Source organism: Micromonospora sp. MP36, from assembly GCF_008119785.1.
In the GTDB taxonomy this organism is placed as follows: domain Bacteria; phylum Actinomycetota; class Actinomycetes; order Mycobacteriales; family Micromonosporaceae; genus Micromonospora.
This window is the reverse complement of the sequence record NZ_VSFA01000016.1, coordinates 56,731-76,580: the sequence shown is the minus strand read 5'-3', so window position 1 is coordinate 76,580 and position 19,850 is coordinate 56,731. Positions and strand designations below refer to the sequence as shown.

20 protein-coding genes and 1 tRNA gene are annotated in these 19,850 nt (G+C 71.9%); 8 read left to right on the top strand and 13 right to left on the bottom strand.

Annotated elements, in window-relative coordinates:
* Positions 1-40: 40 nt before the first annotated feature.
* The 5 genes from FXF52_RS15240 to FXF52_RS15220 form a co-directional block, all read right to left on the bottom strand.
* Positions 41-1,141: a hypothetical protein gene (locus FXF52_RS15240; RefSeq protein WP_148797550.1), complete on the bottom strand. Its 1,101-nt coding sequence runs from the start codon at positions 1,139-1,141 to the stop codon at positions 41-43.
* Positions 1,142-1,214: 73 nt separating this feature from the next.
* On the bottom strand, positions 1,215-1,865 hold the full coding sequence (locus FXF52_RS15235; RefSeq protein ID WP_148797549.1) for a response regulator transcription factor: 651 nt from the start codon (positions 1,863-1,865) through the stop codon (positions 1,215-1,217).
* Positions 1,862-3,109 carry a sensor histidine kinase gene (locus FXF52_RS15230; RefSeq protein WP_148797548.1) on the bottom strand — a complete coding sequence of 416 codons (1,248 nt, stop codon included), beginning with the start codon at positions 3,107-3,109 and terminating at the stop codon, positions 1,862-1,864. The genes FXF52_RS15235 and FXF52_RS15230 overlap by 4 nt, the downstream gene beginning before the upstream one ends.
* Positions 3,110-3,172: 63 nt before the next feature.
* Positions 3,173-3,670 (bottom strand): hemerythrin domain-containing protein, encoded by a 498-nt coding sequence (locus FXF52_RS15225; protein ID WP_148797547.1) that lies wholly within the window; start codon positions 3,668-3,670, stop codon positions 3,173-3,175.
* A 5-nt stretch (positions 3,671-3,675) separates the two neighbouring features.
* Positions 3,676-4,644 (bottom strand): aldo/keto reductase, encoded by a 969-nt coding sequence (locus FXF52_RS15220; protein WP_148797546.1) that lies wholly within the window; start codon positions 4,642-4,644, stop codon positions 3,676-3,678.
* A 65-nt stretch (positions 4,645-4,709) separates the two neighbouring features.
* On the opposite strand from FXF52_RS15220, the gene FXF52_RS15215 reads away from it, so the two are divergent.
* Positions 4,710-5,162: a GNAT family N-acetyltransferase gene (locus FXF52_RS15215; RefSeq protein WP_148797545.1), complete on the top strand. Its 453-nt coding sequence runs from the start codon at positions 4,710-4,712 to the stop codon at positions 5,160-5,162.
* A 39-nt stretch (positions 5,163-5,201) separates the two neighbouring features.
* Positions 5,202-6,191 carry an L-glyceraldehyde 3-phosphate reductase gene (mgrA, locus tag FXF52_RS15210; RefSeq protein WP_148797544.1) on the top strand — a complete coding sequence of 330 codons (990 nt, stop codon included), beginning with the start codon at positions 5,202-5,204 and terminating at the stop codon, positions 6,189-6,191.
* Positions 6,192-6,347: 156 nt separating this feature from the next.
* Here mgrA and FXF52_RS15205 read toward each other — a convergent pair whose 3' ends face one another.
* Positions 6,348-6,602 (bottom strand): Txe/YoeB family addiction module toxin, encoded by a 255-nt coding sequence (locus FXF52_RS15205; RefSeq protein WP_148797543.1) that lies wholly within the window; start codon positions 6,600-6,602, stop codon positions 6,348-6,350.
* Positions 6,599-6,874: a type II toxin-antitoxin system Phd/YefM family antitoxin gene (locus FXF52_RS15200; RefSeq protein WP_148797542.1), complete on the bottom strand. Its 276-nt coding sequence runs from the start codon at positions 6,872-6,874 to the stop codon at positions 6,599-6,601. Before FXF52_RS15200 ends, FXF52_RS15205 begins: the two co-directional genes overlap by 4 nt.
* A gap of 201 nt (positions 6,875-7,075) precedes the next feature.
* Between FXF52_RS15200 and FXF52_RS15195 the strand changes: the two genes are divergently transcribed.
* Positions 7,076-9,391: a DUF4153 domain-containing protein gene (locus FXF52_RS15195; RefSeq protein WP_148797541.1), complete on the top strand. Its 2,316-nt coding sequence runs from the start codon at positions 7,076-7,078 to the stop codon at positions 9,389-9,391.
* 67 nt (positions 9,392-9,458) lie between these two features.
* Here the strand turns inward: FXF52_RS15195 and FXF52_RS15190 are convergent, their stop codons facing one another.
* Positions 9,459-10,508, bottom strand: a complete 1,050-nt coding sequence (locus tag FXF52_RS15190; RefSeq protein WP_148797540.1) for an alpha/beta fold hydrolase — start codon at positions 10,506-10,508, stop codon at positions 9,459-9,461.
* A gap of 128 nt (positions 10,509-10,636) precedes the next feature.
* Here FXF52_RS15190 and FXF52_RS15185 point away from each other — a divergent pair, with 128 nt between their 5' ends.
* On the top strand, positions 10,637-11,389 hold the full coding sequence (locus FXF52_RS15185) for a helix-turn-helix domain-containing protein (protein ID WP_222870525.1): 753 nt from the start codon (positions 10,637-10,639) through the stop codon (positions 11,387-11,389).
* On the opposite strand, the gene FXF52_RS15180 is transcribed toward FXF52_RS15185, so the two are convergent.
* The 3 genes from FXF52_RS15180 to FXF52_RS15170 form a co-directional block, all read right to left on the bottom strand.
* Positions 11,379-12,278, bottom strand: a complete 900-nt coding sequence (locus FXF52_RS15180; protein ID WP_148797538.1) for a carbohydrate ABC transporter permease — start codon at positions 12,276-12,278, stop codon at positions 11,379-11,381. The genes FXF52_RS15185 and FXF52_RS15180 overlap by 11 nt on opposite strands.
* Positions 12,275-13,264 (bottom strand): carbohydrate ABC transporter permease, encoded by a 990-nt coding sequence (locus tag FXF52_RS15175; RefSeq protein WP_222870524.1) that lies wholly within the window; start codon positions 13,262-13,264, stop codon positions 12,275-12,277. Before FXF52_RS15175 ends, FXF52_RS15180 begins: the two co-directional genes overlap by 4 nt.
* A 66-nt stretch (positions 13,265-13,330) precedes the next feature.
* Entirely contained in the window at positions 13,331-14,614 is a 1,284-nt protein-coding gene (locus FXF52_RS15170) for an ABC transporter substrate-binding protein (protein ID WP_148797537.1), read from the bottom strand.
* 372 nt (positions 14,615-14,986) lie between these two features.
* On the opposite strand from FXF52_RS15170, the gene FXF52_RS15165 reads away from it, so the two are divergent.
* Together FXF52_RS15165 and FXF52_RS15160 are read left to right on the top strand one after the other, a co-directional pair.
* Positions 14,987-15,490, top strand: coding sequence for a hypothetical protein (locus FXF52_RS15165; RefSeq protein WP_148797536.1), 504 nt, complete (start codon positions 14,987-14,989; stop codon positions 15,488-15,490).
* A 337-nt stretch (positions 15,491-15,827) separates the two neighbouring features.
* Positions 15,828-16,268, top strand: a complete 441-nt coding sequence (locus FXF52_RS15160; protein ID WP_148797535.1) for a VOC family protein — start codon at positions 15,828-15,830, stop codon at positions 16,266-16,268.
* Positions 16,269-16,404: 136 nt separating this feature from the next.
* Here FXF52_RS15160 and FXF52_RS15155 read toward each other — a convergent pair.
* Both FXF52_RS15155 and FXF52_RS15150 read right to left on the bottom strand, forming a co-directional pair.
* Positions 16,405-16,477: transfer RNA gene (locus tag FXF52_RS15155), tRNA-Ala, on the bottom strand.
* Between the two features lie 87 nt (positions 16,478-16,564).
* The gene (locus FXF52_RS15150) at positions 16,565-17,155 is read right to left on the bottom strand and encodes a YqgE/AlgH family protein (protein WP_148797579.1); all 591 of its coding nucleotides are present in this window, start codon (positions 17,153-17,155) and stop codon (positions 16,565-16,567) included.
* 152 nt (positions 17,156-17,307) lie between these two features.
* Between FXF52_RS15150 and FXF52_RS15145 the strand changes: the two genes are divergently transcribed.
* Together FXF52_RS15145 and mdlC are read left to right on the top strand one after the other, a co-directional pair.
* A complete protein-coding gene (locus FXF52_RS15145; protein WP_148797534.1) occupies positions 17,308-18,111 on the top strand; it encodes an S-methyl-5'-thioadenosine phosphorylase in 804 nt (267 codons plus the stop codon).
* 140 nt (positions 18,112-18,251) lie between these two features.
* On the top strand, positions 18,252-19,847 hold the full coding sequence (mdlC, locus tag FXF52_RS15140; protein WP_148797533.1) for a benzoylformate decarboxylase: 1,596 nt from the start codon (positions 18,252-18,254) through the stop codon (positions 19,845-19,847).
* The last annotated feature ends 3 nt before the right edge of the window (positions 19,848-19,850 follow it).

Below are 19,850 nucleotides of genomic sequence, written 5' to 3'. Positions count from 1 at the left end.
GACGATGCGCCCCGTTCTCCGGCACGATGATCGCGGCCGGTCACCGGCCCCGTGGCACCGGACCGGGCCAGGGCCGCCGGCAGCGGGCACACGCACCCCGCCGGCGCAGGTGGTACGCGACGGTCGCCGCCCCGAGCGCCGGCCCCCACAACGGCCAGAGCAGCATCGGGGCGGTGGCGAGGCTGACTTCTCCCATCTGCCAGAAAGCGGGGCTGCTCATCAGCCCGAGGGTGGCCGCGGTCACCGACAGGGCGACCAGCGTCGCCGGTACGACCGCGAGCGTGATCGGCACCCGCCGGCCGGCCAGCCCCACCATCCACCGGGGGAACCGCTCACCCCAGGGCCGGACCAGCCCCAGGGTGAGGATCGCGCCGACGGTGGCGAACGCGCCGAGGCCGGCACCGGCCCAGACCGCCCCGGACTCCCGCAACTCCCGCAGGAAGTCACCGGAGATGCCCAGCGGGATGCCGGCCGCCCAGGCGAGCCGGGTGACCGCGTAGCAGAGCGGGATGGCCGCGGCGGCGTAGGCGGCCCACCGGCCCCAGCGGGCGGCCGCCGCGGGTGACGTCCAGCCCCGCTCGTCGTCGCCCCGGCCGCAGGCCGCGCAGGCCCCGACGGTGCGCCGCTGCCACACCAGCACCGCCCCGGCCAGCAGGAGGCCGCCGAGCAGCGCGCCGCACCGGGCCAGCAGCGGCCAGTCGAAGATGTCGGCGTAGTCGACCGGTGGCCAGCCGAACGGCGCGCCGATGATCAGCATCGGCAGGTAGCCCAAGATGATCAGCACCCTGGCGTCCGGCACCACCACCGCCAGCCCGAAGGCGACCGTCCAGCCGTAGCCGAGCAGCAGCGCCCGGGGCAGACCGCGCACCCGGTCGGTCCGGCTCATCAGCAGCGCCGCGACCGCCGCGAGCAGCAGCACCCCGGCGAACAGCGGGGCGCCGAGGCGGACCGGGACCAGCCGGAGCACGCTCGTCGCGCCGCCGTGCGGATCGTTGGCGCCGAACGGGTACCCGGTGCCGGTCAGCGCCGACAGCAGGGCGAGCAGGCCCCAACCGCCGAGCCAGGCGGCGGCGAGCGGGGCGGCCAGGCGCAGCCGCGTCCCGACGGCCCGGCGGGGTGGAGAGTCGGTGATCGTCGTCATGACTCCAGCCTCGGCCGGCCGGACACCCCGCTCCTCCCGTGCGGCGGGGAACCCGCTCCCCCGCCCGAGGGACTCAGCCGGTGGGCACCACGAAGCCCGACTCGTACGCGGCGATCACCGCCTGCGTACGGTCCCGTACCCGAAGCTTGGTCAGCACGTTGCCGACGTGCGTCTTCACCGTCTCCACCCCGACCACCAGCCGCTCGGCAATCTCGGTGTTGGACAGCCCGGTGGCCATCAGCCGCAGCACCTCGGCCTCCCGGTCGGTCAGCCGCGCCGACCGCAGCCCGTCCCCGCCCCGACCCCCGTACGCCCCGACGAGCTGCCGGATCGCCGCCGGGAAGAGCAGCGACTCACCGGCCGCCACCACCCGGATCGCCTCCACCACCTCGCTCGGCCGGGCCCGCTTGAGCAGGAAGCCGCTCGCCCCGGCCCGCAGCGCGTCGTAGACGTACTCGTCGTTGGCGAACGTGGTGATCACCAGGACGCGCGGCGGATCGGCGGAGGTGGCGAGCAGCCGTCGCGTCGCCTGGATGCCGTCGATGGCGGGCATCCGGACGTCCATCAGCACCACCCGGGGGCGCAGCTTCGCCACCAGCGGCGGCACCTCCGCGCCGTCCGTCGCCTCGCCGACCACCCGCAGGTCGGGCTGGGCGTCCACGATCGCCCGCAGCCCCACCCGGACCAACTCGTCGTCGTCGACGATCAGCACGTCGATGGTCAACCGATCTCCCCCCTCGGCACCGGCAACGAGGCCCGCACCCGCCACCGGTCGCCCTCCGGGCCGGCGGTGAGCCGCCCGCCGAGCAGCAGCACCCGCTCCCGCATGCCGGCCAGGCCACGACCGCCGCGCCCCGCCCCCGCGGCGCCACGCAGGCCGTTGACCAGCTCGATCTCCAAACCGTCCCTTGGTACGTCCACCCACAGCGTCACCGGCCCGCGGCCGTGCCGGGCCGCGTTGGTCAGCCCCTCCTGCACGATCCGGTAGCCCTCCCGGGACACCGCCGCGGGCAACTCCCCGACCGCCCCGCTGACCCGCGACTCCACGGCCAGGCCGGCGGCCCGGGTGTCGGCGACCAGCCGGTCCAGCCGCGCCAGGGTGGGCTGCGGCGCGGTGGACGCCCGGGTCGACCCGCCCTCGCTCTCCCGCAGCAGCCCGAGCACGTGGTCCAGGTCGTCCATCGCGTGCCGGCTGGTCTCCTCGATGGCGCGCAGCGCCCGCCGGGTGAACTCCGGGTCGGCGTCGAGCAACTCGCGGGCGGCCCCGGCCTGAAGGGTGGCCACGGTCAGCGCGTGCCCGACCGAGTCGTGCAGCTCCCGGGCCAGCCGGTTCCGCTCGGCCAGCCGGGCGGCCCGGGCCTCCAGCGCGGCGATCCGCTCACCCTGGGACGGACCGAGCAGCACCGGCGCCATCGACGCGGCGAGCGCCCCCAGCCCGGCCACCGCGTAGCCGAGCCCGACCAGCAGCACCACCCCGGTCAACGTCGCCCCGAACGGGTTCCCGATCAGCGGCCCGAACCCGCCGGCCTGGGCGGCGCCCGCGTCCAGGCCGATCGGACCGGCCAGGAAGACCAACGCCATCGGCAGGGCGCTGATCGCCGCGAACAGCACCAGGCCACCGGTGAGCAGGTGCAGGGCGATCCACAGCGCGGCGCGTACCCGGGTCTCCCGGTCGAGCCGGTGACCCGCCGCCGGGTCCGGCAGGTCGACCGCGAGCAGCGCCCGGGCGGCGGCGATCTCCAGGGCCCGGCTGCCGGCGAGGAACACCGGCACCGCCGCCAGCACCACAGCCACCAGCAGCAGCCCGAAGACCGCCGGCCGGGGCACGTCGTCGTTGGCCAGCATCTGGGCGAAAGCCGCCGCGAGCAACGCGTACGGCAGCGCGAGCACCCCACCGAGCAGCAGAAACACGGCCCGCCGCCAGGTGCTCCCGCGCACCAGCGGCCCCAGCACCCCCCGGAGACTCACCCACCCATTGTCGCGCCCCGGCCCACCCCACCGACTCCCCCACGGTGGGGAGATCGTCACCGGTCAGCGGTGCTGCTGCACGTACTTCTCCGGGTCCTTGTCCAGGAACGGCAGATTCCGGCCGTTCTTGTGCTCGCCGTAGAACCGCAGCCAGCGCGCCCCCAGCTCGGCGCGCAGATCCACGCCGGCGTGCCGCCGGAAGTCGGGCAGCGCCTCGTCCTCCTCCTCGGCCAGGTGCTCGCTGTTCTCCCGGCGGGCCGTCCACACCGCGCGCCACCAGGGGTCCGAGCCGACCTCGTGGCGCTTCGACTCGGCGATCGCGTCGCGGATCTTGTTGTGGTCGCCGATGGCGTCCTCGGTCTCGTCCTCGCCGTCGTCGCCGTGCTTGACCAGGTGCGGGTAGAGGATGGCCTCCTCCGCCTCGGCGTGGATGTCCAGATGCAGGGCAAGCGCCTCCCAGATCGCCAGCAGCTCGGTCGGATCGCGGGCGTCGTCGAGCCGGGCGAAGCCGCGCCGGAAGGCGGCGTGGTCGTCGAGGATGAGTGCGGTGATGTCGTCCATGATGCTCACTTCCTGGTCCGGGCGCGGATCAGCTTGGGTACGGCGGCCAGGCCGGTGACCGGCCGGAACTGCCGGGCGGCGGTGGCCAGGGCGGCGTACTCGCCGTCGGTCAGGTCGATCTCGGCGGCGGCCGCGTTGCGCTCCAACTGCTCGACGCCGGAGGCGCCGGGGATGGCCACCACGTTCGGGTGGCGCAGCACGTACGCCAGGGCGATCTGACTGGGGGTGGCGTCGTGTGCGGCGGCCACCTCGCGCAGCGTGGCGATCAGCGCGGTGCCGCGTTCCAGGTTCTCCGGCAGGAAGTACGGGTTGGCCCGGCGGACCGCCCCGCTGGGCAGGTTCCTCGCGTCGTACCGCCCGGAGAGGAAGCCCTGGGCGAGCGGGCTGTACGCGATGACGATCCGGCCGGCCTGCTCCGCGTACGGGATCAGGTCCTCCTCGGGGCCACGGTCGACCATGCTGTAGCGGACCTGGTTGCTCAGCACCCGGCGGCCGAGCGCCGCCTCCGCCGCCTGCCAGCGGCGCAGGCGGTAGTTGCTGACCCCGACCTCGCCGACCAGCCCGACGTCCTGCAGGGCGCGCATGCCCCGCATGGCGGTGGTGTCGGCGACCACGGGATTGGGCTGGTGCACCTGGTAGAGGTCGATGCAGCTGACGCCGAGCCGGCCGGCGGAGGCGACCGCGCGCTGCTGCACCACCGCGGCGACCGGCAGCACCGGGAAGATCTTGCTGGCCACCACGACCTTGGCCCGGTCCCCGCCAAGGGCCGCGCCGAGGATGCGCTCGCTGCGGCCGAAGCCGTAGAGCTCGGCGGTGTCGAAGAGGGTGACCCCGAGGTCGAGCGCCCGCCGGACGATGTCCGCCGCCCGACGCTCGTAGTCGGCACCGTAGCCCCACTCCTTCGAGCCGAACTGCCACGTGCCGAGGCCGATCTTCGAGATCGGCTTGGGGGTGTCGAGCTGGACGAAACGCATGGCACCGAAGCTACCCGGACAAGCGGGAGCGCACGCCCGTTCCGGCGCCCCGGCACAATGGTCGGGTGGATCTCCGCATCCGGCCCGCCCGCCCTGACGAGGCGGCCGAGCTGACCGAGCTGACGCTGCGCTCCAAGGGCCACTGGGGCTACGACGCCGAGTTCCTGGCCCGCTGCCGCAGCGAACTGACGCTGACCCCGGCGGACGTGGCCGCGCGACAGGTGGCGGTGGCCGAACGGGACGGCCGGGCGGTCGGGCTGGTGGTGCTCGGCGGCGCACCGCCCGAACTGGAGCTGGACATGCTCTTCGTCGACCCACCGGCGATCGGCACCGGCGCCGGCCGGGTGCTGTTCGACCACGCCGTGGCCGCGGCCCGCGCCGCCGGCGCCCGTACGCTGTGGATCGACGCGGACCCGGGCGCCGAGCCGTTCTACCGGCACGTCGGCGCGGTCCCCGCCGGCACCGCGGTCTCCCCCTCCACCGGTCGCAGCCTGCCCCGCCTGCGCTACGACCTCTGACTCCGGTCCCGTCAGACGCCAGGACTAGGGTCGACGGCCGTGACCTACCTCGCCGCTGATGCGCGTTACGACTCGATGACCTACCGGCGCAGCGGGCGCAGCGGGCTGCGCCTGCCCGCCATCTCGCTCGGGCTGTGGCACAACTTCGGCCCGGACCGGCCGTACGAGCGGCAGCGGGACATCGTCCGACGCGCCTTCGACCTCGGCATCACCCACTTCGACCTGGCCAACAACTACGGCCCGCCACCTGGCGCCGCCGAGGAGAACTTCGGCCGGCTGCTCGCCACCGACCTCAAGCCGTACCGGGACGAGCTGGTCATCTCCAGCAAGGCCGGCTACCTGATGTGGCCCGGCCCGTACGGCGAATGGGGCTCCCGCAAGTACCTGATCTCGTCGCTGGACCAGTCCCTGCGCCGGCTGGGGCTCGACTACGTGGACATCTTCTACTCCCACCGGTTCGACCCGGACACGCCGCTGGAGGAGACGATGGGCGCGCTGGACGCCATCGTCCGCTCCGGCAGGGCGCTCTACGTCGGCATCTCCAACTACACCTCGGAGCAGACCGCCCGCGCCGCCGCGATCCTGCGCGACCTCGGTACGCCGCTACTGATCAACCAGCCGGCGTACTCGATGTTCAACCGCTGGACCGAGGAGGACGGGCTGCTGGACACGCTGGAGCAGGTCGGGGCGGGCTGCATCGCCTACAGCCCGCTGGCGCAGGGCCTGCTCACCGACCGCTACCTAGGCGGGATCCCGGCCGACTCCCGGGTGCGGACCAGCGTCTTCCTCAACGAGGGCGACCTGACCGAGGAGCGGATGGCGACCATCCGGGGGCTCGCAGCGATCGCCGAACGCCGGGGCCAGACCCTGGCCCAGCTCGCGCTGGCCTGGGCGCTGCGCGACCCGCGGATGACCAGCCTCATCATCGGGGCGAGCAGCGTGGCCCAGTTGGAGGGGAACGTCGCCGCGCTGGACAACCTCAACCTCAGCGCCGAGGAGCTGGCCGAGATCGACCAGGCCCTGGGCTGATCCCTGACTGTCGGACCGCACCGCCAACTCGCGTCGCGAGACGACCGGTGCGGTCCGACACCCGGGCGGGGTCAGCAGCGCCGGCGGCGACGGCCGCAATGCGGCGAGCGTTCTCGTGCACTGGTACAGGCGCGGGCCGGCGAAGGTTCGACCGGGTCAGTCGCTGTAGTGGTAACGGCAGGCGACGATCTCCAGGTCGTCCTTGCTGATCCGGTACACGAGCCGGTGCTCCCGGTCGATCCGCCGCGACCAGAAGCCCGAAAGCTCGCCCCGCAACGGCTCGGGCTTGCCGATGCCCTCGTAGCCGTTGCGCAGGCAATCAGCGATCAGATCGTTGATCCGCTTCACCAGCTTGCGGTCGGTGTGACTCAGATACTGCGACCACGCGGTCGGGGTGAAGACGATCCTCACGCCGCATCCCCGAGGTCGGCCGGGTCGACCAGATCCCGCTCCCCGCCCTCACCTCGGTCCAGCTCGGCGATCGAGCGGCGCAGCGCAGCGGCGTTCGCCGGATTGCGGAGCAGGTACTCCGTTTCCCTCATCGACTGGTATTCGGCAAGGGGAATGATCACGACCGGCTCGTGACCCGAGCGGGTCACCACCAGTTCCTCCGCGTCCTCGATCACACTGTCCAGCTCAGCGGCGAGATTCTGCCGAAGCTGAGTGAAGTTGACCGTCCGCATGGGCACCTCCTCGACGCGACCTGTACTGAAAACTGTACATCCCATCCGGGTACCGGTCAGGAGGCAGTCCGCGGGCGGCAACCGGCGGGTCACCGGGGCGGCCCGGCTCCGCTGACCGAACGGGCCGGCACGGCGGCGCAGGGCGGCGCAAACCGGGGCCGGGCCCTACAGTGTCGGGACCGATCGATCAAGGAGTGTGCCGTGCCCGAGCCGCCATCGGCGCCAGATTCCCCCCGGACCGCCCCGGCGGCCGGACCGAGCGGTGGTGACGTCCCGGCCGACGTCACGCCGCACCTGCTCGTCATGCCCACGGTCGACGGGGCGCCGCCCGGCATGGTGTGGCCCGGTCAGGAGGGCCAGCCGGCCTGGGCGATCCCGGTGACTGTGCCGGCAGGCACCCGCGGGTACGCGCTGTTCGTACCGCTGGTCTCGCCGGGCGAGGGCCAGCCGGTCCCCGCGCAGCCGGCGGCCCCCCGGGTCATGGTGCCCGCGCCGGGCGTGCCCGCCCAGGCAACCCCGCCGGCCGTCGAGGGCGCGGGGGGCATTCCGGCCCCGGCCGGCACCGGAACCACACCGACATCGACCGGCACCGCACCGGCCTCGAACCCGACCGCCTCGGCCGAAGCTGTCCCTGCTGCGCCCACGTCAACCGACGTGAGCAGCGCCGACACCCCGCCCGCAGGCCCGACTCCGGCCGAATCGGCCACCGGCGCGACGGCGACCGGGGAGGCGGCGACCGGCCGGAGCGCGGCCGGAGGAACCGCGGCCGACGAGAGCGCGACCGCCGGACCATCGACCGAAGGCACCCCTGGCCCGACGCCGTCGCCGAGCAGCATCACCCCGCCCACCGCCCCGCAGGCCTTCGCCCCGCCCACCGCACCGCAGGCCTCCGCCGCGCCGGCAACCCCGCCCGCGGCCTATCCGCCCCCGGGCTACCCGCCGCCATACGCGGTGACGCAGCCCGTGCTGCACCCCGGGGGCGGCTGGGCGCCGCGCCCGCCCGTGCCCCGGACGTCGTTCCTCGGCGCGCGCTGGCCCGGGCCGAAGCCGGCCACCGGGCGAGCCGTTCCACTCGCGGTCCTGGCCGGCGCGCTCGGCACCGCGTTCTTCGTACCGCTGAACCGGGTCGGCATCGGCTGGTTCCTCGGCTGGCTCACGCTGACCGTGGGGGTGCTGCTGGCGGTGCGGCGGCGTACGGCCGACCTGCCCCGCACCGAGCGGCTGATCCGCGGCGGCTGGGCGGCGGCCGCCCTGGTCCTGCTCGCCGTGCTCGCCTTCCGCAACGCCTGGTGGCTGGTGACGTTCTGCGTCCTCGGCGCGCTGGGTTGCGCGACCCTGGCCATCGTCGGCGGCCGGATGATCCGGTCGATACTGTTCGGCCTGCTCGCCGCGCCGTTCGCGGCGTTCCGCGGCCTGCCCTGGGTACGCCGGCACATCACCGCCTCCCCGGACGCCGGGCTGGTCCGCAAGGTCGCCGGGTCGGTGGTCGCCACGGTGCTGGTGCTGCTGGTGTTCGGCAGCCTGCTCGCCTCGGCCGACGCGGCGTTCTCCGAGCTCATCGGCGCGACCGTCCCGGAGACCGACGTCGGTGCGATGTTCCGCGGGATCTTCCTGGCCGCCGTCGGCGGGCTGATCGCGGTCGCGGCGGTCTACACCCTGACCGCCCCGCCCGACCTGTCCACCGTGGACAAGCCGAGCAGCCGCCGGCTCGGGCTGCTGGAGTGGGCCCCCGCCATCGCGGCGCTGACGCTGCTCTTCGCCGGTTTCGTCGTGGTGCAGTTCACCGTGCTCTTCGGCGGGCAGCGGCACGTGCAGAAGGTCGCCGGGCTGAGCTATTCCGAATACGCCCGCAGCGGCTTCTGGCAGCTGCTCTTCGTCACCCTGCTGACCCTGGCCGTGCTGGGCGGGGTGAGCCGTTGGGCCAGCCGGGAGCGTCCGGTCGAACGGACCGCGCTGCGGGTCCTGCTGGGCCTGCTCAGCGCGCTGAGCGTGGTGATCGTGGTGTCCGCGCTGTCCCGGATGTGGACGTACCAGAAGGTCTACAGCTTCACCGGCGAGCGGATCTTCGTGATGGCGTTCGAGCTGCTGCTCGGGGCGGTCTTCCTGATGATCCTGGCGGCGGGCGTCCGGTGGGAGGGTCGCTGGATCCCCGGCACGACCGTGGCGCTGGCCGTGGCGATGCTGCTCGGCCTGGCGGTGCTCAACCCCGAGGACTACGCCGCGCGGCGCAACATCCTCCGGTACGAGCAGACCGGCAAGATCGACGCGTGGTACCTGCGGGCGCTCTCCGCGGACGCCACCCCCGCGCTGGCCAAGCTCCCCGATCCGGTACGCCGCTGCACGCTGAGCTGGGTCGCCGACGACCTGGCCGATGCCGACCCGTGGTACGCGTGGAACCTGGGCCGGTACCGGGCCCGGCAGGAGCTCGACCGGCTGGGCCCGAACGCGATCGGCGGGCAGCAGGACTGCCGCAAGGCCGACCAGTTCGACCTGCCCAAGACGCGCGGCACCCGCTGACGTCCGGGGCCGGGCGCGTCCCGCCCGGCCCCGGCCACCGCTTTTCGCCTGACCGAGACTGGTCGTCTCAGTCCCGGGCGGCGTGCTCGTGCAGAAACGCGCGGACGCCGCGTTGGGCGTCGCCGGCCCGCGGGCTCAGCCAGAAGGCGAGATGGTCCTCGTCCGGCAGCCACTGGCGCTGCGCGCCCCGAATGTGCGCGGCGGCGTTCTCTCCGTTCACGAACGGCACGTCCCCGTCCCGGGTCCCATGGACGATCAGCGTCGGCGCGGCGATCCGGCCGAACGGAATGTCCATCGTGCGGGTCTGCCACGCGTCGTTGTCGGTGCCCGACATTCGCTTCTCGTACGGAAAGGTCGCGTCGAACATGGCCGAGAAGAAACGGCGCACCTCTTTCGTGCGCACGATGTAGTCGACGCGTTCGGCTTTTTGTTCGGCCGTGAACGTGCTGGTCTCGTCGAGAGTGCCGGAGACGATCGACTCCAGCGAGGCGGAGGCGGTCAATTTTGCCACCTTCTGGCCGATCGCGTTCATGAAGGTGGCACGCAGCGGGGAGCTGGTCTCGGCGTCAGGGTCGGGCAGGCTGACCCCGCTGATCGAGACCAGGCCCCACACCCGGTGGGGGTGGCGCGCCGCGAAGGTGTAGCCGACCGGACCGCCGGCCGATACCGCGAACACGCCCACCCGGTCGATGCCGAGCTCGTCGAGCAGGGCAGCCAGCAGATCGGCCTGCTCATCGAGGGTCCGCCCGCTGCTGATCGGGGTGCCGAGGTAGCCGGGACGCGACGGACTGAGAATCCGGAACCCGTCGTCCTGCAGCCAGCTCGCGAACAGCCGGCCCTGGTCGGCACCGCCGAGTCCGGCATGGACCGAGAGCACGACCGGGCCCGTGGTGCCGTACAGGTCGTACTCGATCGGTCCCCGGGTGGTCTCGACGGTCCGCAGGTCGATGGCGACGCCCGGCACCAGCGTCCGCCGCGGGTCGAGATTCGCCCCGCCGTCCCACACCGCCAAGCCGATCGCCGACAACGCCGGAATACCGATCAGCGCGGCCAGCGCGACGAAGACCGCCTTCCGAAAGCGGCGCCGCCAGTGCGGCGCGGGCACGTCCTCCGCCATGACTCCCCCGTTCTGCGGAACCAGCGACAAAAGACCGCCGGTACGATCCGAAGCTATTCAGGAACATGAGGCCGGAGAAGAGAGCAAAGCTATGTGACCGGGCGAGGGGGTGGCGTTGAATGCCACGGGTGGCCAGGTTCCGGGTGTGCCCGCTGGGCGGCACCGGGGTCGGGGGCAAGTGGATGTTCTGGAGCATGTACCACCTGCTCGACGGCGCCCGGAGGTTTTCGGAACTGCGCCGCCTCATGCCGGAGGCGAACCGCCAGACGCTCGTCACCCAGCTACGGGAGCTGGAGCGCGGGGGCGCCGTACGCCGGAAGGTGTCGCTCGACGTGCCACCGCGGGTCGAGTATTCGCTCACCCGGCTCGGGCGGGAGTCCGAGCCGATCCTGCGACAGCTGCACGACTGGGGTGAGTGGTTCGGCGGGCAGGTGGGGTGCGAGGTCGACTGGCTCAGCAGCCTCGGCGGGCGCTGGAAGGTGTGGATCGTGCACCAGCTGTTCGACGGCCCGCGGCGCTTCACCGAACTCCGCCGGCTGCTTCCCCCGATCAGCAATCAGGTGCTCGCCCGGGAGCTGCGGGAACTGGACGGCCTCGGCTTGGTGAGGCGGCTGCCCGCCCCGCAGGCCGCGTACGCGCTGACGGCGGCCGGGAGCGCCTCGGTGCCAATGTTCCGGCAGCTCTACGCCTGGGGTAGGTGGACGAGCGCGCAGACCGGCGTCACGTTCGACTGGCCGGTGGACACGCCTCCCGAGCCGCTCAGGTTGGTCAACACCCGGCAGGCAATTGAGCCCGGGTCCGGCCGGCCGCTGTGGGACGCCGCTCAGGTTGCCCCGCGAACGGCCCGGCCGACCCCGGGCGGAACGACGGTCAGCCCTTGACGGCCCCGCCCACGATGCCGCGTACGAAGTAGCGCTGCAGGCCGAAGAAGACCGCCAGCGGCAGGGCCATCGACACGAACGCCGCCGCGCTGAGCAGGTACCAGCCGCCGCCCAGGGAGTTGACCAGGTTGGCGATCGCCGCGGTCATCGGCAGGTTGTCCGAGTTCGCGAGCCCGATGTAGATCAGCGCGACGAGCAGGTCGTTCCACACGAACAGGAACTGGAAGATCGCCAGCGCGGCGAAGGCCGGCACGCTCATCGGCACCGCGATCCGGAAGAAGGCGGTCACGTGGGAGGCGCCGTCCATGTAGGCCGACTCGAACACGGCCCGCGGCAGGGAGCCCATGAAGTTGCGTAGCAGGTAGACCGCGAACGGCAGGCCGTAGCCGGTGTGGGCCAGCCAGACGGAAAGGAATTCGCCGGTCAGCTCCCACTCGGCGAACAGCTTCAACACGGGGATGAGGGTGGTCTGGAGCGGGACGACCAGCAGCCCGACGATCACCACGAAGAGCACGTCGCGGCCGGGGAACTCCATCCAACTGAACGCGTACGCGGCGAACGCCGCGACGAAGAGCGGGATGATGGTGGCCGGGATCGCGATGAGCAGGCTGTTGACGAACGCCTCGCCGATGCCGCTCTGCTGGAAGACGTCCCGGTAGTTCTCCATCGTGAACTGGTACGGCGGGGCGAACGCCGTCCACCAGCCGGAGGTGGACAGCTCCGACTGCGGACGGAACGAGCTGACCAGCAGCCCGATCGTCGGCACCGCCCAGATGACCATCAGGGCGGCGACCGCCAGGTGCAGCACGAGGCGGCGGCGGGGGCGGGCGGGCTTGCGGGTGGGGGTGGCCCGGGTGCCGGGCGCCTTGGGCGTTGCGACCGCGGTCATCGGATCGACTCCTGGGCACGGAACTTACGGATGTTGAACGCCATGATCGGGACGATCGCCAGCAGGAGGACGACCGCGACTGCGCTGGCCCGGCCGAAGTCGCCGAACACGAACATCTCCTTGATCATGAGGTTGGCGATGACCTCGGTGTCGTAGTTGCCGTTGGTCAGCGTGTAGACGATGTCGAATGTCTTCAACGAGGTGATGATCATCGTGGTGGAGACGACCGCCAGCGTCGGCCCGAGTAGTGGGAGGGTCACCCGCCGGAACACCTGCCACTCGTTGGCGCCGTCGATTCGGGCCGCCTCCAGCAGTTCGGGGTCGATTCCCTTGAGGGCGGCAGAGATGATGACCATGGCGAAGCCGGTCCACATCCACACCATGATGGCGATGAGCGCGAAGGTGCTGAGCCGGAAGCCGGGCGATTGCAACCAGCCGACAGGCCCCAGCCCGACCGTCCCGAGCAACGCGTTCAGCGTGCCGGTCTGGGCGCTCCCCGCCGGCTTGTAGTCGTACATGAACTTCCAGATGACACCGGCCGCGACCATGCTGATGGCCAGTGGCAGGAAGATGATGCTCTTGGCCAGCGCCTCATATCGGACCCGGTCCACGAGCACGGCGATGACCAGGCCCATCCCGACCGTGAAGCCGGCGAAGAACAGCAGCCACAGGACGTTGTTGAGAAGCGTGCCGATGGCGTCGCTGTTGGTGAAGAACCACTTGTAGTTGTCCAGCCCGACGAACGTCGGGGTGAGTTCATTCTTGCCATAGAAGCTCCGGATGATCGTCCGGATCGTCGGATAGATCAGGAAGAAGGCGAGGAACCCGAGCGCCGGCCCGATCCAGAGCCACGGTCGGATGCGCCGCTGCCACTGGTTGTCGCGTGCGGCGACGGCGAGCACGCGCTCGGTTCCCCAGACGTACAGGACCAGGATGGCCGGAATGCCGACAACTACCTGGAGTGCGGTGGCCAGGCGTGAATCCACTGTTGCCTCCGGGAATCGCACCACGGGATGAGGCGGGGGAGCGGCCACGCCGCTCCCCCGCACGGACTAGGACTGGTACGCGTCCTTCTGCGCCGCATCCAGGTCGGCGAGGACCTGGTCGAGCGACTTGGTGCCGTTGGTCAGCGCCACCATCGCCTTCCAGAACGCGTCGTTCATGGCGGTCGGCATCAGGTCCGACGCGTCGAAGGCGAAGGACTTCGCGTTGGCCAGGATCTCGGCGGAACGCTTGCTGACGTCATCCGGGTAGCTCTTGGCGTTCTTGTTCGCCGACAGGGCCCCGCCAGCCTTGACCCAGATGTCCTGCGCCTCGGCCGTGACCAGGTACTTCATCAGCGACTTGGCGGCCGGCGTGTCCTTGAACATGCCGAACAGGTCGCCCGCGCCCTCGACCGCGCCCGCGTACTGGGCCTCGATGTCCGGGAACGGCAGGAAGTTGTAGTCGGTGCCCGCCTTGGCCTGCTTGAACTTCCCCAGCCCGGTGATGAAGCTCCCCTGGTGGTGGAGCTGGCAGCCGGGCGGGGTCGCGAACAGCGGGTCGCCACCGGCCTCGAAGTTCGTCGCCACGGCGGCCTTGCCGCCGCCGTAGGTGTTGGCGACGACGTCGTTGGCGTAGATCTCGAACGCCTTCCTGATGGCCGGGTCGGACCACTTGACCTTGCCCTGATACCACTGGCTGTAGACATCCGGGCCGGCGGTCCGCAGCACCAGGTCCTCGATCCAGTCGGTGCCCGGCCAACCGGACGCCGCGCCGGACTCCAGGCCGACGCACCAGATCGCCTTCGCCTTGCTCTGGTTCGCCTTCGCCTGGGTCATCAGGTCGTTCCACGTCTTGGGCGGGTTCGCCCCGTAGTCGTTGACCTTCGGGTCGTACCATATGAGGCCCTTGACGGCGGCCTTGATGAAGACGCCGTGCACCTTGCCGTCGACCTTGCCCAGCTCGACCAGCGCCGGGGCGGTCTCACTCTCGTACGTCTTGATGTCCAGTACGTCGTCCAGTGGCAGCAGCTTGCCCGCCTTGGCGTACTCGGCCATCTGTCCGGGGCCGGGCAGTCCGGCCACGTCCGGCAGCACGCCGGAGGCGACACCGGTGGTCAGGACGGTGTTGATGTCGCGGGTGCCGGTGTACTTCACCTTGGCCCCGGTCTGCTTCTCCCAGGGTTCGACCATCTTCAGGAACGCCGCCTGTTCGTCGCCGCCCCAGGTGCCGATCACGTTGACGGTCTTGCCCTTGAGGTCGTTCTCGTCGGAGGACGAGCCGCCGGTGGAGCAGGCGGTGGTGGCGAGCGCGAGCACGGCCAGCGGGACCATCCGCCGCAGCCACGGGTTCATGGGTACTCCTTCTCAGTCACTCGGTACCTCGACTCCGCACAGCCCGCCGGGCACCTGATGCGCCCGCTGTCCGCGTCACGATTGGGGCGCGCGGTCACGCAGGCGGCCGTCGGCGCCGGTGGCTCGACGCCGCTTGCGGCGTCGAGCGTCCTGAACCTCGCTCGAGATCCGCTCGAGATCCGGTCGAGGACCGCTCGCGCGGCTCCGGGCGGGTTCCACGGCGCGTTTCCGCTGGTCAAGCCGCGTCGGGCAACCTCACGCGACCAGCCCGACGGCTTGCCATCTATTCATGAACGTCAATGCATGGTAGAAAGTTCCCGGGCCGGCCTCCGCTTCGCAAACATCTACCGCTACTGCGAATCAGGAGATGCCATGTCAACGACCCGTCGTGTAGTGCGCCGCCGCATGCTCACCCTGCTCCTCGCGGGCGTGGCGGCGGTCGTCACCGCGCTCGGCTTCAGCACCCCCGCCTTCGCGATCAGTCACGCCAGCGCCACCTCGCAACTGCGCGCCGCCGGCATCAGCTGGGTCTCCAGCGGCAACTGCAGCGACCGCAACAACCCGACGTGCACCTCGTTCGAGGGCATCCGGCAGGCCACGATCGACGGCATCATCACCTTCAAGCGGGCCAGCGGCTGCGCCATCACCATCACCGGCGGCACCGAGACCGGGCACGCCGGCGGTACCTACAGCCACTGGAACGGCTACAAGGTCGACATCGCCAAGACGACCTGCGTCTACAACTACATCTCCCGGGCCTACACATACGTGGGCTACATATCCGGCTGGGGTTACCAGTGGCGGGCTCCGTCGGGCAACCTCTACACCGACGAGGGCAACCACTGGGACATCCTCTACTACACCTGCGGCTGCTGACGCCTGAGTCAGAGACGACCAACACCCTGGTGAGGGCTTGCCCCTCACCAGGGTGTTTCGCCTTCGCACCGGGCACCCATGCCCCACCTGGACGTCGGCCCCCAGGCCCGTCTGCTCGTTCGCCTCCGCCTGCGGCCGGCCGGACGCCCGGAGCAGCACGCTGACCGCGGCGGACATCGTCGTGTGCCGGCTGGGGCCTCCGGCATCCGGCCAGGTTGCGGCCGCGTCAAGAGGGGGCCCGAAGAAGATGTGGCGAACGATGTCGAGAACGGCCTGGCGGCTCCGTCTCAGGGACGGATGGGGCCACCGTGGCCGTACCACACCAAGGAGACCCAGCATGACGATCCAGCGGATGGACAACGTCCTCATCGTTGTCGACGACCTTGACGCTGTTATTTCGTTCTTCGTCGAACTTGGCATGGAGCTGGAGGGCAGGGCGCCGATCGAGGGACGCTGGGTGGAGCGTGTCATCGGGATCGACGACGTCCGACAGGAAGTCGCAATGCTGCGGACCCCGGACGGCCACGGCCGAATCGAGCTGGCGATGTTCCACACGCCGAAGGCGATCAGCGCCGAGCCGAAGGATGCACCGGCGAACACGCTGGGCATTCGCCGCATCATGTTCGCCGTCGACGACATCGAGGACGTCCTCGCCCGCCTGCGCACCCACGGCGCCGAACTCGTCGGCGAGCTGGCGCAGTACGAGAACACCTATCGGCTCTGCTACGTCCGCGGCCCCGAGGGCATCATCGTCGGGCTGGCCGAACAGCTCAGCTGAAGGCCGCCGGAGCACCTCCTGGGCACCTGCGCCCGGGAGGTGCGCCGGACCGCCGGTCGCGTACGCACCGAGAGCAGCAGAAACGAGAAAAGCCCTGATGGGGGATTGTGTCCCCCATCAGGGCTTTTTGCTTGGGTGGAGCCGAGGGGACTCGAACCCCTGACCCCCACACTGCCAGTGTGGTGCGCTACCAGCTGCGCCACGGCCCCTTGCGGTCGTCCCCGGTCGCCCGGGCACGCAGAGAACTATACACACGCCGGTCGGCATGGTCATCTCGCGGGGTACCCCCACGCCGGTCAGTTCAGCGCCACGTCCGGCGGGAAGTGGGCCACCGCCGCCATCATGCCGCCCTGCCGGCGCAGCACCATGGGCCAGAGGTCGTCGGGCCGGTCGACGAAGGCGTCCCCCGGGAGGGCGTCGAGGACGAACCAGGACCCCTCCTCGATCTCGCGCTCGAGCTGGCCGGCGCCCCAGCCCGCGTACCCGGCGAAGACGCGGATCCCACCGACGGCCTCGCGCAGCCGCTCGGGGTCGACGGAGAGGTCGATGGTGCCCACCGCGCCGGACACCCGGTGGAAGCCCTTCACCGGCTTGACCGGGTGACGCATCCGGGCCAGGCAGATCGCCGAATCGGGCTGCACCGGGCCGCCCTCGAAGAGCACCGCGGGGTGCCGGGCCAGGTCGCTCCAGTCGCCCAGGACGTCGGCGACCGGCACCTCGGTGGCCCGGTTCAGCACCACGCCGAGGGCGCCGCCGGGCTCGTGGGCGACCAGCAGCACGACCGTACGGTCGAAGTTCGGGTCTTTGAGCGCCGGAGTCGCGACCAGCAGCTGCCCGGTCATGGACTCCATGGCTCGGCCACCGATCGCCTGTCCCTCACCCTGCATGTCCGACACCCGTCAGCCGTACGCCTGTGCGGCGCACCCGACGTCGTCGACCATCCGCGCGGTCAACCCCATGCCACGCACATTAGCCTGCGGCTCGCCCGCTGGTTAAGGTCTGGCAGGCGGGTGATCGCGACAGGATCGAAGGAGGGCCGATGGGTCCAACGGCCGAGCTGGCGGTGATCGGCGGGTCAGGCTTGTACGCCCTGCTCGACGGCGCCACCGAGCACGTCGTGCAGACACCGTACGGAGCGCCGTCGGACGCGGTCACCATCGCCGAGGTGGGCGGGCGCCGGGTGGCGTTCCTGCCCCGGCACGGCCGCGACCACCGCTACCCACCGCACCTGATCCCGTACCGGGCGAACCTCTGGGCGCTGCGCTCCCTCGGCGTACGCCAGGTGCTCGCCCCCTGCGCGGTCGGCGGACTGCGGCCCGAGCTGGGCCCGGGCACGTTCGTGGTGCCGGACCAGCTCGTCGACCGCACCAGCGGGCGCGCCCAGACCTACTACGACCAGGGCGCGGTGCACGTCTCGTTCGCCGACCCCTACTGCCCCGTCGGGCGGCGGACGCTGCTCGACGCGGCGGCGGGGCGCGGCGTACCGGCGGTGGACGGCGGGACCGTGGTGGTGGTCGAGGGGCCGCGCTTCTCCACCCGGGCCGAGTCGCGCTGGTTCGCCTCGCTCGGCGGCACGGTGGTCAACATGACCGGCCACCCGGAGGCTGTGCTCGCCCGCGAGCTGGCCCTCTGCTACACGTCGATCGCGCTTGTCACCGACCTGGACGCGGGCGTGACGGCCGAAGAGTCGGTCACCCAGGAGGAGGTGTTCCGGGTCTTCGCGGAGAACACCAACGTGCTGCGGGCCGTGCTGCTGGACGCGGTCGCGGCGCTGCCGGCCGAGCGGGACTGCCCGTGCGGTCACGCGCTCGACGGGATCAAACTGCCGTTCCCGCTGCCCTGATCGGTGACCGGTCGGCCACCGCCGCCACCAGACTCGGGAAGCGCCCGAAAAGCCGGCAACCGCCCGATAGATTCGGATCGTCGGGGAACTGATCATCGAGCCATCTCCCCGCACCTTTGGGGGACGGGGGGCAGTCGGCGATGGCAACGGTCCGCGACACCACGTACGACCTGCTGCGTGCCCTCGGTCTGACCACCGTCTTCGGCAACCCCGGCTCCACCGAGGAGCCCTTCCTCCGCGATTTCCCGGCCGACTTCCGCTACGTGCACGCGCTTCAGGAGGCGGCGGCGGTCGGCATGGCCGACGGGTACGCCCAGGCCACCGGCCGGCCCGCGCACGTCAACCTGCACACCGCCCCGGGCACCGGCAACGGCATGGGCAACCTGGTCACCGCCTGGCACAACAAGACCCCGCTGATCGTCACCGCCGGCCAGCAGACCCGGGAGATGCTGCTGCTCGAACCCCGGCTGGCTAGCCCGCGGGCGGCCGAGCTGACCCAGCCGTACGTCAAGTGGGCCCACGAGCCGGCCCGCGCGCAGGACGTGCCGGCGGCCTTCATGCGGGCGTACGCGACGGCGGTGCAGCCCCCGGCCGGGCCGGTGTTCCTCTCCGTGCCGATGGACGACTGGGCCCAGCCCGCCGACCCGCCCCCGCAGGTCCGGACGGTGGCGACCCGGGCCGCCCCGGACCCGGACCGGCTGCGCGGCTTCGCCGCCACCCTCACCGCCAGCCGCGCCCCGGTGCTGGTGCTCGGCGCGGCGGTGGACCGGACCGACGCGTGGCCGGCGGCCGTGGCGCTGGCCGAACGGCTGGCCGCCCCGGTGTGGGCCGCCCCGGCGCCGGAGCGGGCCGTCTTCCCCGAGAACCACCCGCACTTCCGCGGGGTCCTGCCGTACGCGATCGGCCCGCTCGCCGAGGCGCTGCGCGGCCACGACACGGTGCTGGTGGTCGGCGCCCCGGTGTTCCGTTACTACCCGCACGTGCCGGGCGACTACCTGCCCGACGGCGCCCGGCTGCTGCACGTCACCGACGACCCGGACGAGGCGGCCCGCGCCCCGGTCGGGGAGAGCCTGCTCGGCGACGCCGGGCTGGTCCTGGCCGGCCTGCTGGAGCTGCTGCCGCCGGCGGACCGGCCGGCGCCGCCCGTCCGGCCGGAGCCGGCGACGCCTGAGGCGACCAGCCCGCCGAGCGCCGACGCGCTCTTCGCCGCGCTGGCCCGGCACTGGCCGGCCGACGGGGTGCTGGTGCAGGAGTCACCATCCAACCTGGCCGCGCTGCGCCGGCGACTGCGGATCAGCCGGCCGCGGTCGTACTTCACGATGGCCAGCGGTGGCCTCGGCTTCGGCCTGCCGGCGGCGGTCGGGGTCGCCCTGGCCGAGCGGGACACCGGGCGCGGCCGGCCGGTGGTGGCCGTGGTCGGCGACGGCTCGTTCCACTACTCGGTGCAGGCGCTGTGGACCGCCGCGCAGCTGCGCCTGCCGCTCGCCGTCGTGGTCCCGGTCAACCACCAGTACGCCATCCTCAAGGCCTTCGCCGAGCTGAAGCACACCCCCGGGGTGCCGGCGCTCGACCTACCCGGGCTGGACATCGCCGCCATCGCCCACGGCTACGGTTGCGCGTCCGCCGTGGTGGACCCGCTGGACCGGCTCGGGGAGGCGCTCGACGCGGCGCTGGCCGCCGACCGGCCCACGGTGCTGCCGGCGCCGATCAGCACCGAGCTGCCTCGGCTCCTCTGAGCG